Below are 13,493 nucleotides of genomic sequence, written 5' to 3'. Positions count from 1 at the left end.
CAACTCGATTATCGTGAGGATTGTGAGCAACCGCACAACACGCGTGAGCAGTCGGTCACCGCATCCCAACGGATGCACGCCGGGCAACATCCCTCGGGGAGGTCGAAGAGGCGCCATGCAGCGGCCATACCGTTCCGGGCCACCGCTACGCCAGGCCGCGAGACTCGCCCTGCTGTATGCCGTGGCCGCAACCGCCTGGATCACCCTCTCGGATAGCCTCCTCGAGCTGTGGTTCCGTGATCCCGACGCCCTCTCCTGGCTGCAGACGATCAAGGGCACCGCCTTCGTGCTCGTCACCGCCGCGGCACTCTGGCTCCTCGTCTACCGCCAGCTCCACAAGGCCGACGACCTCGTCCAGCGCCTGGAGAGACAGCGTTCCGAGCTGGACGAGCTCAACCAGTTCCGCCGCAGCATCATCGACAACGCCAGCATCTGGCTGAATGTCATCGACCCGGACGGACAGATACAGGTCTGGAACCAGGCTGCGGAGTCGATCAGCGGCTACGACCGCGAGTCCGTCCTCCATAGCGACCGCATCTGGGCCAATCTCTACCCGGATCCGGATTACCGCACCCGGGTCATCGAGGCGGTACGCGGGATGCACGAGCGCGGCACCGAGCTATCGGGCTTCGAGACCACGATTCGCTGCCGCGACGGCGACGAGAAGGTGATCTCCTGGGACGCCCGGCGCTTCTTCGACGAGAGTGGCCAACTCATGGGCTCCATCGCCATCGGCCAGGACGTCACCGAGCGTCGCCGTGCCGAAACCGCGCTCAGGGCCCGTGAGCGCCAGCTGGCCACGCTCCTCAGCAACCTGCCGGGCATGGCGTACCGATGCCTCAACGACGGCTACTGGACGATGAAATTCGCCTCCAGCCACTGTCTCACGCTTACCGGCTATCCCCCGGAGGCGCTGATCGACAACCGCGATGTGGCCTTCGTCGACCTCATCCACTCCGACGACCGCGCCACCGTCGACGAGGAGGTAAGCACTGCGGTCGCCAACCAGCGCCAGTTCGCCGTGGAATACCGCCTGTGCCGGCGTGACGGCACGGAGCTGTGGGTATGGGAACAGGGCCAGGAGGTGAGCCTCGACGGCGAGACCGTTCTGGAAGGCATCATCATGGACATCACCCAGCGCAAGCGCATGGAGCAGGAGCTCGCCCGCCAGGCGGCGAAGGACCCGCTCACCGGCCTGCCCAACCGCCGCGAGCTGGAGCATCGTCTCGATACCGAGATCTCCCGGGCGGACCGCTTCGACCATACCCTCGCGGTGCTCTGGGTGGACATCGACCACTTCAAGACGGTCAACGACCGCTTCGGCCACCTGGTCGGCGACGACGTCCTGCGCACGCTCAGCCACGTGCTTGAGGCCAACGTGCGCACGGTGGACAGCGTCACCCGATTCGGCGGCGAGGAACTGGTGATCCTGCTGCCGGAGGTGGAGCTGGCGGAGGCAGTGGAGACGGCAGAACGGCTGCGACGGCTCGTCGCCGATACCGCATTCCCGCTGCCCGTGCCGGAGACCGTGACGATCAGCATCGGCGTGGCAATATACCCGCACCACGGACGCAGTGCGGAAACCCTGTGCAATGCCGCCGACCGCGCCATGTACGACGCCAAGGCCGCCGGCCGGAACCGGGTGAGCGCGGCACCGATGTTCTGGGGGTAAGCTCGCGGAGTGAAACGGCCACCCGAGGGTCCCCGCCCCGCCCGGCATGATCCCGCAGCACGTTTTGAGAACAGTTTGAGAACACGAAAAAGGCGGGCCGGGAAGCTCTCGCAACCCATTGGCCCGCCTCGTGTTTTTTGGTCGGGGTGAGAGGATTCGAACCTCCGACCACCTGCACCCCATGCAGGTGCGCTACCAGGCTGCGCTACACCCCGAATACGCGCGAGATGATACCCCATCACCGCGTTCAGTGAAAGGCGCTGCGGCGCTCAGCGCCGCAGCGCGGAGAGCACGTCCTCCAGCTCCGAGCGGATCTGGCGGATCACCTGCTGCCCCTGGTTGAGGTCCTGGCGGGCGTCGTCGCCGGCAAGCTTCTGCCGGGCGCCGCCGATGGTGAACCCCTCCTGGTAGAGCAGCGTGCGGATCTGGCGGATCAGCATCACGTCCTGGCGCTGGTAGTAGCGGCGGTTCCCCCGGCGCTTGACCGGCTTGAGCTGGGGGAACTCCTGCTCCCAGTAGCGCAGCACGTGCGGCTTGACCGCGCAGAGCTCGCTCACCTCACCGATGGCGAAGTAACGCTTCGCCGGGATCGGCGGCAGCTCGTCATTGCTTGTCGTGTCCAGCATAGGCCTCGACCCGCGACTTCAGTTTCTGTCCCGGCCGGAAGGTCACCACGCGACGCGCGGAGATCGGGATCTCCTCGCCCGTCTTGGGGTTGCGCCCCGGCCGCTGGTTCTTGTCCCGCAGATCAAAATTGCCGAATCCGGAGAGCTTGACCGGCACGCCGCGCTCCAGGGCGGAGCGGATCTCCTCGAAGAAGCTCTCCACGAGCTCCTTCGCCTCGCGCTTGTTCAGTCCCACCTCCTCGAACAGGCGCTCGGCCATGTCGGCCTTGGTCAGTGCCATCGTCGATTCACTCCCTAAGCGATGCGTTGAGTTCGGTACGCAGCCGTTCGATCACGCCCGCGATGCAGCCCTCCACGTCAGCATCGGTTAGCGTGCGCCCGGAATCCTGCAAAATCAAGCCGATAGCCAGGCTCTTGCGCCCCTCGGGGACACCCCGGCCGCGGTAGACGTCGAAGACGGCGAGATCGCGCAGCCACTCGCCGGCGCTCTCGGCGATCAGCCGCCGCAGTGTGCCCGCGGCGACATCGTCGTCGACCACGACGGCGAGGTCGCGGCGGATGGAGGGATAGCGCGACAGCGGCTCGAAGGCCGGTACCCGAGCTGCATCCAGCGCGGCGAGCTCGATCTCGAAGACGTAGCTACGACCGGCGAGCTCCAGGCGCCCTTCGAGGTCCGGATGTATCGCGCCGATCCAACCCGCCGGCCGGCCGTCACGCAGCACACGAGCACTCTGCCCCGGGTGCAGCGCCGGGTGCTCGGCCGGCTCGAAGGTGAAGGAGTCCGGCACCCCCGTAAGCGCCATCAGGGCCTCGACGTCGCCCTTGATGTCGAAGAAGTCCAGGGGCCGGGACCCGCCATCCCAGTGCTCGCCGGCGGCGTTGCCCGTGGCGATGCCGGCGAGCACCGGCGTCTGCTCCAGGGTCGCGCCGTCGCTGCCGCGGAAACGCAGGCCGGACTCGAACAGCCGCACCCGCGGGCTCTGCCGGTTCTGGTTATACACGGCCGCGCGTACCAGCCCGGGCCAGAGGCTCGTGCGCATCACCGCCAGCTCCTCGGACAGGGGGTTGGCGAGCGCCAGCGCCTCGGAGTCCGGGTCCAGGGACTCGTCGAGCTCCCGGGCGACGAAGCTGTAGGTGATCGCCTCCTGGTAGTCCCGGTCCACCAGTGCCCGGCGCAGGCGCCGCAGACCGAGCCGCGTCTCCGGCTGCGGGCTCATCGCCAGCGGGGCCGGCGTGCGCTTGACCGGGATGCTGTCATAGCCGCGGATACGCGCGATCTCCTCGACCAGGTCCTCCTCTCTGGCGATGTCGAAGCGCCAGGTCGGCGGGGTGACGGACCACTCGTGCGCCTCACCGGCCACTGCCATCCCGAGACGCTCGAGGATGTCGCGCATCTCGGCCTCCGGCGTATCCGTGCCCAGCAGCCGGTTGACCCGGCCCGGACGCAGGCGGACCGGCGGCCGTACCGGCAGCGCCCCCTCGTCCACCGCCTCGCCCGCGGGCCCCGCCTCGCCGCCGGCGATGGCGGTGAGCAGCGCCGTCGCGCGCTCCATGGCCCGGGCCGGCAGCGCCGGGTCGACACCACGCTCGAACCGGTGCGAGGAATCGGTGTGCAGACCGTGGGCACGGGCCCGTCCTGCGATCGCGTCGGGGGCGAAGAATGCGGCCTCCAGGAACACGTCCCGGGTGCCCTCGCCGACGGCGGTGTCGGCCCCGCCCATGATCCCCGCCATGGCCACCGCGCGCTCGTCGTCGGCGATGACCAGCGTCTCCGGGTCTAGGGTGACGGTGTCACCGTTGAGCAGCGCCAGGCGCTCGCCGGACGCCGCCATGCGCACATGAATGCCGCCCCTGAGCGTCGCCAGATCGAAGGCGTGCATCGGCTGTCCGAGCTCGAGCATGACGTAGTTGGTGACGTCCACGGCCACGGACAGCGGGCGCACACCGGCACGGCGCAGGCGCTCGCGCATCCATACCGGCGTCTCCGCGGCCGTGTCCACGCCGCGCACGATCCGCCCGAGATAACGCGGGCAGGCGGCGGGGGCGTCCAGCCGCACGGGGAAGGAATCGGTCAGCGCGGGACTGACGGTGCCGGCGGCCGGGTCGGTAACCTCGCAACGGCCGATCACGCCCACTTCACGGGCGACACCGGCCATGCCGAGGCAGTCGCTGCGGTTCGGTGTGAGGTCGACCTCGATGACGGTGTCGTCGAGGCCGAGATACTCGCGCAGGTCGGCACCTGTCGGCGCCGAGCCGGGCAACTCCATCAGGCCGGCCGCGTCCTCGGAGAGGCCGAGCTCGCGGGCCGAGCAGAGCATGCCGTGGGATGCCACGCCCCTGAGCTTGGTACGCCGGATGCGGAAGTCGCCGGGCAGCACAGCGCCGATTCGTGCGAACGGCGCCTTCAGGCCGACACGGACGTTGGGTGCGCCGCAGACCACCGTCTGCTCGTCCTCGCCGTCGGCAACGGTGCATACGCTGAGCCGGTCGGCATCGGGGTGCGGCTCGCAGGCGACGACCTCACCGACGACCAGCCCGGTGAACGGCGGAGCCGCCGGCTCGACAGCGTCCACCTCCAGGCCGGCCATGGTCAGGCGGTGCCCCAATTCGGCCGTGGTCTCGGGGAGTGTTACCCACTCGCGCAGCCACTGCTCACTGATCCTCATGCGATGCCCCTGGTGTGTTGATCGAGTGCCCGCCGCCTAGCGGAACTGGCGCAGGAAGCGCAGATCGTTCTCGAAGAAGATGCGCAGGTCGTTGACGCCGTAGCGCAGCATGGCCAGCCGCTCGGCGCCCATGCCGAAGGCATAGCCGCTGTAGCGCTCCGGATCGACGCCCACGTGCTCGAACACCGCCGGATGGACCATCCCGCAACCGAGGATCTCCAGCCAGCCGCTGCCGCCGCAGACCCGGCAGCCGTCGCCCGAGCAGAACATGCACTCCACATCCACCTCCGCCGAGGGCTCGGTGAACGGGAAATACGAGGGGCGGAAGCGCACCGCCAGGTCCTGCTCGAAGAAGCGCTTGACGAAATCGTCGAGCACCGCCTTGAGATCACCGAAGGTGATGCCCTCGTCGACCAGCAGGCCCTCCACCTGGTGGAACATCGGCGTATGGGTCAAATCCGAATCGCAGCGGTAGACCCGCCCCGGGGCAATGACCCGCACGGGTGCGCCGTCGTTCTCCATGACCCGGATCTGTACCGGCGAGGTGTGGGTGCGCAGCAGATGCCGGGCGTCGAAATAGAAGGTGTCATGCATCGCCCGGGCGGGGTGATGCGCGGGGATATTGAGGGCCTCGAAGTTGTGGTAGTCGTCCTCGACCTCCGGGCCCTCGGCGATGCTGAAGCCCACGGCGGCGAACAGATCCTCGATCCGCTCCAGCGTCCGGGTGATCGGGTGCAGGCCGCCCGGGGCCGTACCCCGGCCGGGCAGCGTCACGTCGACGCGCTCCGCCTCCAGCGAGCGCGCCAGCGAGGCCCGTTCCAGGGCCTCCCGCCGGCCCTCCAGGCGCTCGGCGAGGCGCTGCTTCGCGGCATTGATGGCCTGTCCTGCGGCCGGCCGCTCCTCCGCGGGGAGGCGTCCGAGCTGCTTGAGCTCGGCGGTCAGCCGGCCCTTCTTGCCGAGGTAGTCGACACGTACGGCATCGAGCTCGGCGAGGTCGCCGGCGGCGTCGATGGCCTGCTCGGCGGCGGCGACGAGGGCGTCGAGATCCTGATTGCTCATGGTCCGTCCCGTCCGGCGATAAAAAAAGGGAAGGTCGCTACGGCCCCTTCCCTTTCCATACGGCGGGCGTACCCGCGGGGGTACGCCCGTTTCCCGCGCTTCAGGCGAGGCTTGCCTTCGCCTTCTCGGCGAGCTGACCGAAGCCCGCCGGATCATGCACCGCGATGTCCGCGAGCATCTTGCGGTCCACCTCGACCTCGGCCTTGCGCAGGCCGTCGATCAGGCGGCTGTAGGACAGACCGTGAGCCCGCGCCGCGGCGTTGATGCGCTGGATCCACAGCGAGCGGAACTCGCGCTTGCGCTGGCGACGGTCCCGATAGGCGTATTGTCCAGCCTTGGTGACGGCCTGATTGGCCACTTTGAAGGTCTTGCGCCGGGCACCGTAATAGCCCTTGGCCTTGGTAAGGACCTTCTTGTGGCGGCGGCGGGCAGTGACACCGCGCTTTACTCTCGCCATCGTGTTGTCTCCCGAATGATTCCCTCTGGTTTACGAGTACGGCAGCATGCGACGGATCATGGCGGTATCCTGTTCCGCCACGAGGGCCGGCGCACGCAGGCCGCGCTTACGCTTCATATCCTTCTTGGTCAGGATATGGTTGTGGAAGGCCTGGGCGCGCTTGAAACGGCCCGAACCGGTCTTCCGGAAGCGCTTCGCGGCGCCGCGGTTGGTCTTGATCTTCGGCATTGCCTGATCTCCGCTTTCTCAAACAAAAACCCCTGGCGGAACCGCCAGGGATTCTCGGTGCTCGCCCGCCGGCGTTACGGGGCTACTTGCCCTTGCGCGGCGAGAGCATCATCACCATCAGCCGCCCTTCCATCTTGGGCCGCTGATCGACGGTGGCCTCTTCCTCGAGGTCCTGCTCGACACGCTGGAGCAGCTGCAGGCCCAGTTCCTGGTGGGCCATCTCCCGGCCCCGGAAACGCAGCGTGATCTTCACCTTGTCCCCCTCTTCGAGGAACCGGCGCACGTTGCGCAGCTTGACGTCATAGTCCCCCTGGTCGGTACCCGGGCGGAACTTGACCTCCTTGACCTGGATCTGCTTTTGCTTCTTGCGCGCAGCCTGCTGTTTTTTCTGCTGTTCGAACTTCCACTTGCCATGATCCATGATCCGGCAGACGGGCGGATCGGCATTGGCGTCGAGCTCGACCAGGTCCAGCTCCGCTTCCTCTGCCCTGGCAAGGGCGTCCCGGGTGTCCATGACCCCGACCTGCTCGCCGTTCTCGTCGATCAGGCGGACATTGGGGACACGGATATCACGATTGACCCTGCGATTGTCGCCCGCACTCGGCTGCTGCCGACGGGCCCCCGGTTTTCTACGGATAGCGATGCTTCAACCCTCCGAAGCCGTTCGACCGAGCCGCGCACGCTCCATTTCGAGGCGCTCGATGAACGCATCGAGCGACATCCCGCCTAGGTCCTTGCCCTCGCGGGTGCGCACGGCAACGGTGCTGGATTCCACTTCTTTATCGCCCACTACCAACAGGTAGGGCACACGATGAATCGTGTGCTCGCGAATTTTAAAGCCGATCTTCTCGTTCCTCAAGTCGACGCCGGCGCGAAACCCCCGGCCGATCAGCTGTTTCTCGACTTCGCGGGCGTAGGCGGCCTGGCGGTCGGTGATATTGAGCACCACCGCCTGGGAGGGAGCGAGCCACACCGGCCAGTCACCGCCGTAATGCTCGGTGAGCACGCCGATGAAGCGCTCGAAGGAGCCGAAGATCGCGCGATGGAGCATCACCGGCACGTGGCGGGAGCCGTCCTCGCCGACATAGTCCGCACCGAGACGCCCGGGCATGGAGAAGTCCACCTGCATGGTGCCGCACTGCCAGACGCGGTTGAGGCAGTCGCGCATGGACAGCTCGATCTTGGGGCCGTAGAACGCCCCTTCGCCCGGGTTGACGGTCCAGTCGTAGCCCTTGGCATCCAGGGCGTCGGCCAGGGCCTTTTCCGCCTTGTCCCAGGCCTCGTCCGAGCCCACACGCTGCTCCGGGCGGGTGGACAGCGCCACCGCCACGTCGTCGAAGCCGAAGTCGCGGTAGACCTCGAAGGCGAGGTCGAGGAACGCCGAGACCTCGTCCTGGATCTGGCCCTCGGTACAGAAGATGTGCGCGTCGTCCTGGGTGAAGTTACGCACCCGCATGAGTCCGTGGAGCGTACCCGAGGGCTCGTTGCGGTGGCAGGAGCCGAACTCCGAGAGGCGCAGCGGCAGGTCCCGGTAGCTCTTCAGCCCCTGGTTGTAGACCTGGATGTGGGCCGGGCAGTTCATCGGCTTGACCGCGTAGTCCCGGCTCTCGGACTCCGTGGTGAACATGTCGTCGCGGAACTTCTCCCAGTGCCCGGAACGCTCCCAGAGGCTGCGGTCAAGCAGCTGGGGCGTGCGGATCTCCTGGTAGCCGTGGGCGTCCAGGCGGCGGCGCAGATAGTCCTGCAGGACCTGGTAGACGCGCCAGCCGTTGGGGTGCCAGAACACCATTCCAGGGGCCTCCTCCTGGAGGTGGAACAGCCCCTGGTTGCGCGCGATGCGCCGGTGGTCGCGCTTCTTGGCCTCCTCGAGGAAGGTCAGGTAGCGCTTGAGCGCCTTGCGCTCGGCCCAGGCCGTGCCGTAGACGCGGTTGAGCATCTCGTTGTCGGCGTCGCCGCGCCAGTACGCCCCGGCCAGCTTGGTGAGCTTGAACGCCTTGCAGAAGCGCGTATTCGGCACGTGCGGACCGATGCACATGTCGATGTACTCCTGGTGGTAGTACAGCGCCATGGACTCGACGTCCGGCATGTCCTCCACCAGGGCGACCTTGTAGGACTCGCCGCGCTCGCGGAAGATGCGCAGCACCTCGTCCCGCGGGGTGACGCGCTTGACGACGTCGTACTCCTGGTCGATGAGCTCGGCCATGCGCTGCTCGATGGCCTCGACGTCCTCCGGCGTGAAGCCCGGCTCGTAGTGGACGTCGTAGTAGAAGCCGTCCTCGATGACCGGGCCGATGGCCATCTGCGCCTCGGGATAGAGCTGCTTGACCGCCTGCCCGAGCATGTGCGCGCAGGAATGGCGGATGATCTCCAGGCCGGCCTCGTCCTTCGGAGTGACGATCTCCAGCGACGCGTCCGCCTCGATGAGGTCGCAGGCGTCGCGGAGCTCGCCGTCGACGCGCCCGGCGAGGGTCGACTTCGCCAGTCCCGGGCCGATGTCCCGCGCCACGTCCATGACGCTCACCGGCCGGTCGTAACGGCGCTCACTGCCATCGGGGAGGGTGATTACGGGCATGCGTTCGCTCCACAGTGGTGACCTATACGAGGGGCCACATGCATTTCCCGGCGGATCAGGGGTGCCGGCATAAACAAAGAAAGCATCGCCGAATGGCGATGCTTCCGGAATGCTGGTAGGCGCGAGTGGACTCGAACCACCGACCCCCACCATGTCAAGGTGGTGCTCTAACCAGCTGAGCTACGCGCCTGTCTCGATGCAGGGCGGTATTCTACAGTCTTGCCGCCCGGTGTCAAAGCCTCAGGATCGCAGTGTGCCGGCGGTTTCCACCGCCAGGCGTCCTAGGGCCGCGATCGCCGTCTCCACCGCCTCGTCCCAGGGCACGGCGGCGTTGAGCCGAATGAACTGGCGAAACCCGCCGGCGGCGGAGAACAGGTGACCGGGCATCACGCCGATCCCCTCGGCCAGCGCCCGTTCGTGAAACACCGCCGCGTCCACCCCGCCCGGCAATCCGACCCACAGCACGTAGCCGCCGCGCGGGCGGGTCACCGTCGTGCCCCGGGGGAGGGCACGGCTGATGGCCGCGATGAAGCGCTGCACCTGCTCGGCGTAGGCGCTCTGCAGCCGGCGGATGTGGCGCTCGTAGCCGCCGCTCGCCATGAACTCGGCCACCGCCATCTGGCAGATTGGGGGGCTGCTCACGCTGCTGAACGACTTGAGGAACTCGACGTCGTTCTCGAACCGCCCCGGCGCACACCAGCCCACCCGCAGCCCGGAACCGATGGACTTCGACGCCGAGGAGCAGTACAGCACCAGGCCATGCTCGTCGAAGGCCTTCGCCGCCCGCGGCCGGGTACGGTTGTAGTTGAGGTCGCCGAACTCGTCGTCCTCCACCAGGGGGATGCCGCGTGCGGCGAGCATCGCCACCAGCCGCTGCTTGGCCTCGTCGGGCATCGACGCCCCTACCGGGTTGCTGTTGGTGGTCACGAAGGCACAGGCGCGCACGTCCCACTGCTCCAGGGCGAGGGCCAGCGCCTCCAGGCTGACGCCGTCACGGGGGTCGGTGGGAATCTCCAGTGCCTTCATCCCCAGGGACTCGATCGCCTGTAGCAGGCCCACGTAGGCCGGCCCCTCGATGGCGATGGTGTCCCCCGGACGGGCCACGGTGCGAAGACAGAGATTGAGCGCCTCCTGGCAGCCGTTGGTGATCACCACCTCCCGCGGCGAGACGTGACAGCCGGCGTCGGCCAGCCGTTTCACCACCTCCTGGCGCAGGGCGTCGAGCCCGGGGGCGAACCGCGCCATCACGATCTCGTCGATGTGGTGACGCGCCAGCCGCGAGAGGATCCGCTGGAGCTGGCGGCGGGGCAGGAACTCCGGCGCCGGCAGCGCCGCCCCCAGGTTGAGCACCCCGTCGGCCTCACAGCGCTGGAGCGCCGCAGTGGCCTCGTTGCGCACGGACACGGTGGTGGGCAGCACCGGCCCGTCGCCCATGGGGGGTTCGCCGGTGGCGGCCGCGACGGGATGACGGACGTAGAAGCCCGACTGCGGGCGCGACTCCACCAGGCGCCGCGATTCCAGCAGCTCATAGGCGGCCTGCACCGTGGCGATGCTGACGCCACGCTGCCCCGCGAGCCCGCGGATGGAGGGCAGGCGCTCGCCCGGGCGGTACACGCCCTCGTCGATGCGCCGAGCCACCTCGTCCGCGAGCTGGCGATAGAGGACCTCCGTCATGCCACTCCTCCCGGACCATGCAGTTGCCGCCAAAAAGACCATTACAGCCGTCGGATTCGGAAACTGTCATGGTTCAATTCACATTTTTTACATCTGCAAGGTCACACTACCCCAGCCTAGACTTCCGGTGAACTGGCGCGATCACGCGGAGGCAGCCATGTCCCGGCGCATCCTCAACGGCAATGAGCTGGTCATCCAGGGCGGGCTGGAGGCCGGTTTCTCCCTGTACACGGGCTACCCCGGCTCGCCGCTGGCCGACTTCTTCACCGTCCTCCACGGTCACCGGGACGCGCTGGCCGAGCGGGGCATCCGGGTGACCCTGGCCAACAGCGAGGGCAACGCCGCCGCCATGGCCGCCGGCGCCAAGCAGGCGGGCCGCAGCACCCTGGTGGCCATGAAGTCCATGGGCCTGCAGGTCGCCGCGGACGCCCTGTCGGTGGGCAACTTCGCCAGCCCCGGCGACACCGAGCCCGACCCGGTCACCGGCGAGCCGCGCTGGCCGGGGGTGGTCGTGGTGGTGGGCGACGACCCGTGGTCCATGTCCACGGCCGCCCCGGTCGACTCCCGCTACCTCTACAAGCATCTGCACATGCCCTTCCTGGAGCCGGCCACCCCGCAGGAGCTCAAGGACTGGATCGGCCACGCGCTCACGCTCTCGCGGCGGACCTCTCTGTATGCCGGGGTGCTGCTCACCACGTTCATGGCAGAGGGCGGCGGACGCGTGGCGACCGGGGACTGGGCCGAGGTCCCCGGCGCCGCCGCGGCCCTCGACCCGCGGGCGTTCGACCCGGCCCAGTGCGTGATGGTCCCGCCCCACTCCCACGGCGCCGACGTCCGCATGACCGAGGAGCGATTCCCCCGCGTGGTCCCCGCCCTGGAGGCACTGGACCTGGACCGTGTCACCGGCGCGGCGGACGCCCGCATCGGCTTCATCAGCGCCGGCTCGGTGTACGAGACCCTGCACCAGGTCATGGCGGACGGCGGCCACCTGGAGCACGTCTCGCTCTACAAGCTCGCCAGCTCCTGGCCGCTCACCCCGGCGCGGCTGCTGCCCTGGCTCCGGGGACTGGACACCGTGGTCGTGGTCGAGGAGAAACGCGGCTTCCTGGAGACCGAGCTCATCGAGTTCTGCCACGACCACGGCGTGTCCGTGCGCGTGCACGGCAAGACGTTCGCGGACGGTGAGCGCGGAGTGCCGGGCTTTCCGGCCCACGGTGGCCTGTCCTACGAGATCATCCGCGACAGGCTCAACGAGCTGACTGGTCTGCTCGGCATGCACGCCTGCCGGCTCGAGCCCGCCGGGACCACCCGGGTCGCCGGCACACTGCCGCCGCGGCTGCCCACGTTCTGCCCCGGCTGCCCGCACCGGGAGACCCTGTCATTGATGAAGGAGCTGCGCCGGAGCCTGGAGCGCGAGGGCGTGCGACTGCTCTCCCACGGCGACGTGGGCTGCTACTCGCTGTCCTTTCTGCCGCCTTTCGGGGAGATGCACGACATCAGCGCCATGGGTCAGGGCGGCGCGCTGGCCGCGGGCATGGACAGCTTCGCCGACAACCCCTCGGTGGTCCTGCTGGGGGACTCCACCTTCTTCCACACGGGGATGACGGCGATCTCCAGCTCCGTGCAGATGGGCCACGACATCACCTACATCGTGCTCGACAACGACGTCACCGCGATGACCGGCCACCAGATGGACCCGCGCACGGGCCGCTCCGTCGAGGGCCGGCCCCGTCCGCGCCAGGACCTTAAAACGATCATCCGGGGCATGGGCCCGGCGGAGGTGCTGGAGGTCAACCCCAGCGACCGCTATTTCTACCGCAACGTGCTCGCGGAGACCGTCCGCCGGCCGGGCACCAAGGTGATCATCTCCACCAAGGAGTGTGCGCTCACCTATCACGCCCGCCTGAAGGCCGCCGACCGCAAGCGTTTCGCCGACGGCGAGACCAAGCCCGAGCAGACGTTCTTCCGGATCAACACCTCCGCCTGCGAGGACTGCCGCGCCTGCATTGATGCCACCGGCTGTCCGGGGCTGTCCCAGACGGAGGACGCCTACGGCACGAAGATGACGATCGACCCCCAGATCTGCGTCTCGGACGGTTACTGCACGCAGATCATGGCCTGCCCGAGCTTCGAGCGGGTGCGGGTGATCGACTACCACCCGACGAAGTACTCGGCCCTCCCGGAGGTCGACACGGACAGCGCCCTGCCGGAACCCGCGGTGCGCAAGACCTTCGAGGATGTCATCGCCGGCAACGACTGGCGGGTGGTGGTGACCGGCGTCGGCGGTTCCGGCGTGACCACCATCTCGCGCGTGCTCGCCGAGGCGGCCACGGACATGAACGGCCACGACGGGCTGGGTTTCCGGTTCATGGACCAGAAGGGCCTGGCCCAGCGCAACGGCCGGGTCACCGGCCATCTCACGGTCCACCGCGAGGACCGCGCCGCCGGCCCGATCACCCCCATGGGGACGGGGGACCTGGTCATCTCGCCGGACCTCCTGGACGGCAGCGAGGCCGTCGGCTTCCTCGCCCCGCACGGT

11 protein-coding genes and 2 tRNA genes are annotated in these 13,493 nt (G+C 68.3%); 2 read left to right on the top strand and 11 right to left on the bottom strand.

All coding sequences use genetic code 11. The features are described 5' to 3' along the window. The first annotated feature begins 115 nt into the window (after positions 1-115). Complete coding sequence (locus G7A99_RS05890; protein ID WP_163139185.1) at positions 116-1,672, top strand: diguanylate cyclase; 1,557 nt, start codon at positions 116-118, stop codon at positions 1,670-1,672. A 138-nt stretch (positions 1,673-1,810) separates the two neighbouring features. Here the strand turns inward: G7A99_RS05890 and G7A99_RS05885 are convergent. From G7A99_RS05885 to G7A99_RS05835, 11 genes are all read right to left on the bottom strand, one after another. Next, positions 1,811-1,887: transfer RNA gene (locus G7A99_RS05885), tRNA-Pro, on the bottom strand. Positions 1,888-1,941: 54 nt separating this feature from the next. Then, positions 1,942-2,298 (bottom strand): MerR family transcriptional regulator, encoded by a 357-nt coding sequence (locus tag G7A99_RS05880; protein WP_018718547.1) that lies wholly within the window; start codon positions 2,296-2,298, stop codon positions 1,942-1,944. Beyond that, positions 2,276-2,578 (bottom strand): integration host factor subunit alpha, encoded by a 303-nt coding sequence (gene ihfA, locus G7A99_RS05875; protein ID WP_018718548.1) that lies wholly within the window; start codon positions 2,576-2,578, stop codon positions 2,276-2,278. The genes G7A99_RS05880 and ihfA overlap by 23 nt, the downstream gene beginning before the upstream one ends. Positions 2,579-2,585: 7 nt before the next feature. After that, positions 2,586-4,964 carry a phenylalanine--tRNA ligase subunit beta gene (pheT, locus tag G7A99_RS05870; protein WP_018718549.1) on the bottom strand — a complete coding sequence of 793 codons (2,379 nt, stop codon included), beginning with the start codon at positions 4,962-4,964 and terminating at the stop codon, positions 2,586-2,588. Between the two features lie 36 nt (positions 4,965-5,000). Further along, positions 5,001-6,023 (bottom strand): phenylalanine--tRNA ligase subunit alpha, encoded by a 1,023-nt coding sequence (gene pheS / locus G7A99_RS05865; protein ID WP_018718550.1) that lies wholly within the window; start codon positions 6,021-6,023, stop codon positions 5,001-5,003. A gap of 100 nt (positions 6,024-6,123) precedes the next feature. Then, entirely contained in the window at positions 6,124-6,480 is a 357-nt protein-coding gene (gene rplT, locus G7A99_RS05860; protein WP_163139184.1) for a 50S ribosomal protein L20, read from the bottom strand. A 30-nt stretch (positions 6,481-6,510) separates the two neighbouring features. Then, positions 6,511-6,708: a 50S ribosomal protein L35 gene (gene rpmI, locus G7A99_RS05855; protein WP_163139183.1), complete on the bottom strand. Its 198-nt coding sequence runs from the start codon at positions 6,706-6,708 to the stop codon at positions 6,511-6,513. 82 nt (positions 6,709-6,790) lie between these two features. Continuing rightward, positions 6,791-7,345, bottom strand: coding sequence for a translation initiation factor IF-3 (infC, locus tag G7A99_RS05850; protein ID WP_084594188.1), 555 nt, complete (start codon positions 7,343-7,345; stop codon positions 6,791-6,793). Between the two features lie 9 nt (positions 7,346-7,354). Next, on the bottom strand, positions 7,355-9,280 hold the full coding sequence (thrS, locus tag G7A99_RS05845; protein WP_163139182.1) for a threonine--tRNA ligase: 1,926 nt from the start codon (positions 9,278-9,280) through the stop codon (positions 7,355-7,357). Between the two features lie 113 nt (positions 9,281-9,393). After that, positions 9,394-9,470, bottom strand: a tRNA-Val gene (locus tag G7A99_RS05840). 50 nt (positions 9,471-9,520) lie between these two features. Further along, positions 9,521-10,954, bottom strand: coding sequence for a PLP-dependent aminotransferase family protein (locus G7A99_RS05835; protein WP_163139181.1), 1,434 nt, complete (start codon positions 10,952-10,954; stop codon positions 9,521-9,523). A gap of 157 nt (positions 10,955-11,111) precedes the next feature. Here G7A99_RS05835 and G7A99_RS05830 point away from each other — a divergent pair. Further along, positions 11,112-13,493 (top strand): thiamine pyrophosphate-dependent enzyme (locus tag G7A99_RS05830; RefSeq protein WP_240466115.1); only part of this gene is annotated, 2,382 nt, incomplete at its 3' end.

It is taken from the genome of Arhodomonas sp. KWT (assembly GCF_010993615.1).
The sequence above is the reverse complement of the archived record's forward strand: the minus strand, read 5'-3'. Positions and strand labels throughout refer to the sequence as shown.

Bases quoted from the DNA above. Each gene is read 5' to 3' on its own strand.
- G7A99_RS05890 (WP_163139185.1), top strand. From the start codon at position 116: ATGCAGCGGCCATACCGTTCCGGGCCACCGCTACGCCAGGCCGCGAGA.
- G7A99_RS05880 (WP_018718547.1), bottom strand. From the start codon at position 2,298: ATGCTGGACACGACAAGCAATGACGAGCTGCCGCCGATCCCGGCGAAG.
- ihfA (WP_018718548.1), bottom strand. From the start codon at position 2,578: ATGGCACTGACCAAGGCCGACATGGCCGAGCGCCTGTTCGAGGAGGTG.
- pheT (WP_018718549.1), bottom strand. From the start codon at position 4,964: ATGAGGATCAGTGAGCAGTGGCTGCGCGAGTGGGTAACACTCCCCGAG.
- pheS (WP_018718550.1), bottom strand. From the start codon at position 6,023: ATGAGCAATCAGGATCTCGACGCCCTCGTCGCCGCCGCCGAGCAGGCC.
- rplT (WP_163139184.1), bottom strand. From the start codon at position 6,480: ATGGCGAGAGTAAAGCGCGGTGTCACTGCCCGCCGCCGCCACAAGAAG.
- rpmI (WP_163139183.1), bottom strand. From the start codon at position 6,708: ATGCCGAAGATCAAGACCAACCGCGGCGCCGCGAAGCGCTTCCGGAAG.
- thrS (WP_163139182.1), bottom strand. From the start codon at position 9,280: ATGCCCGTAATCACCCTCCCCGATGGCAGTGAGCGCCGTTACGACCGG.
- G7A99_RS05835 (WP_163139181.1), bottom strand. From the start codon at position 10,954: ATGACGGAGGTCCTCTATCGCCAGCTCGCGGACGAGGTGGCTCGGCGC.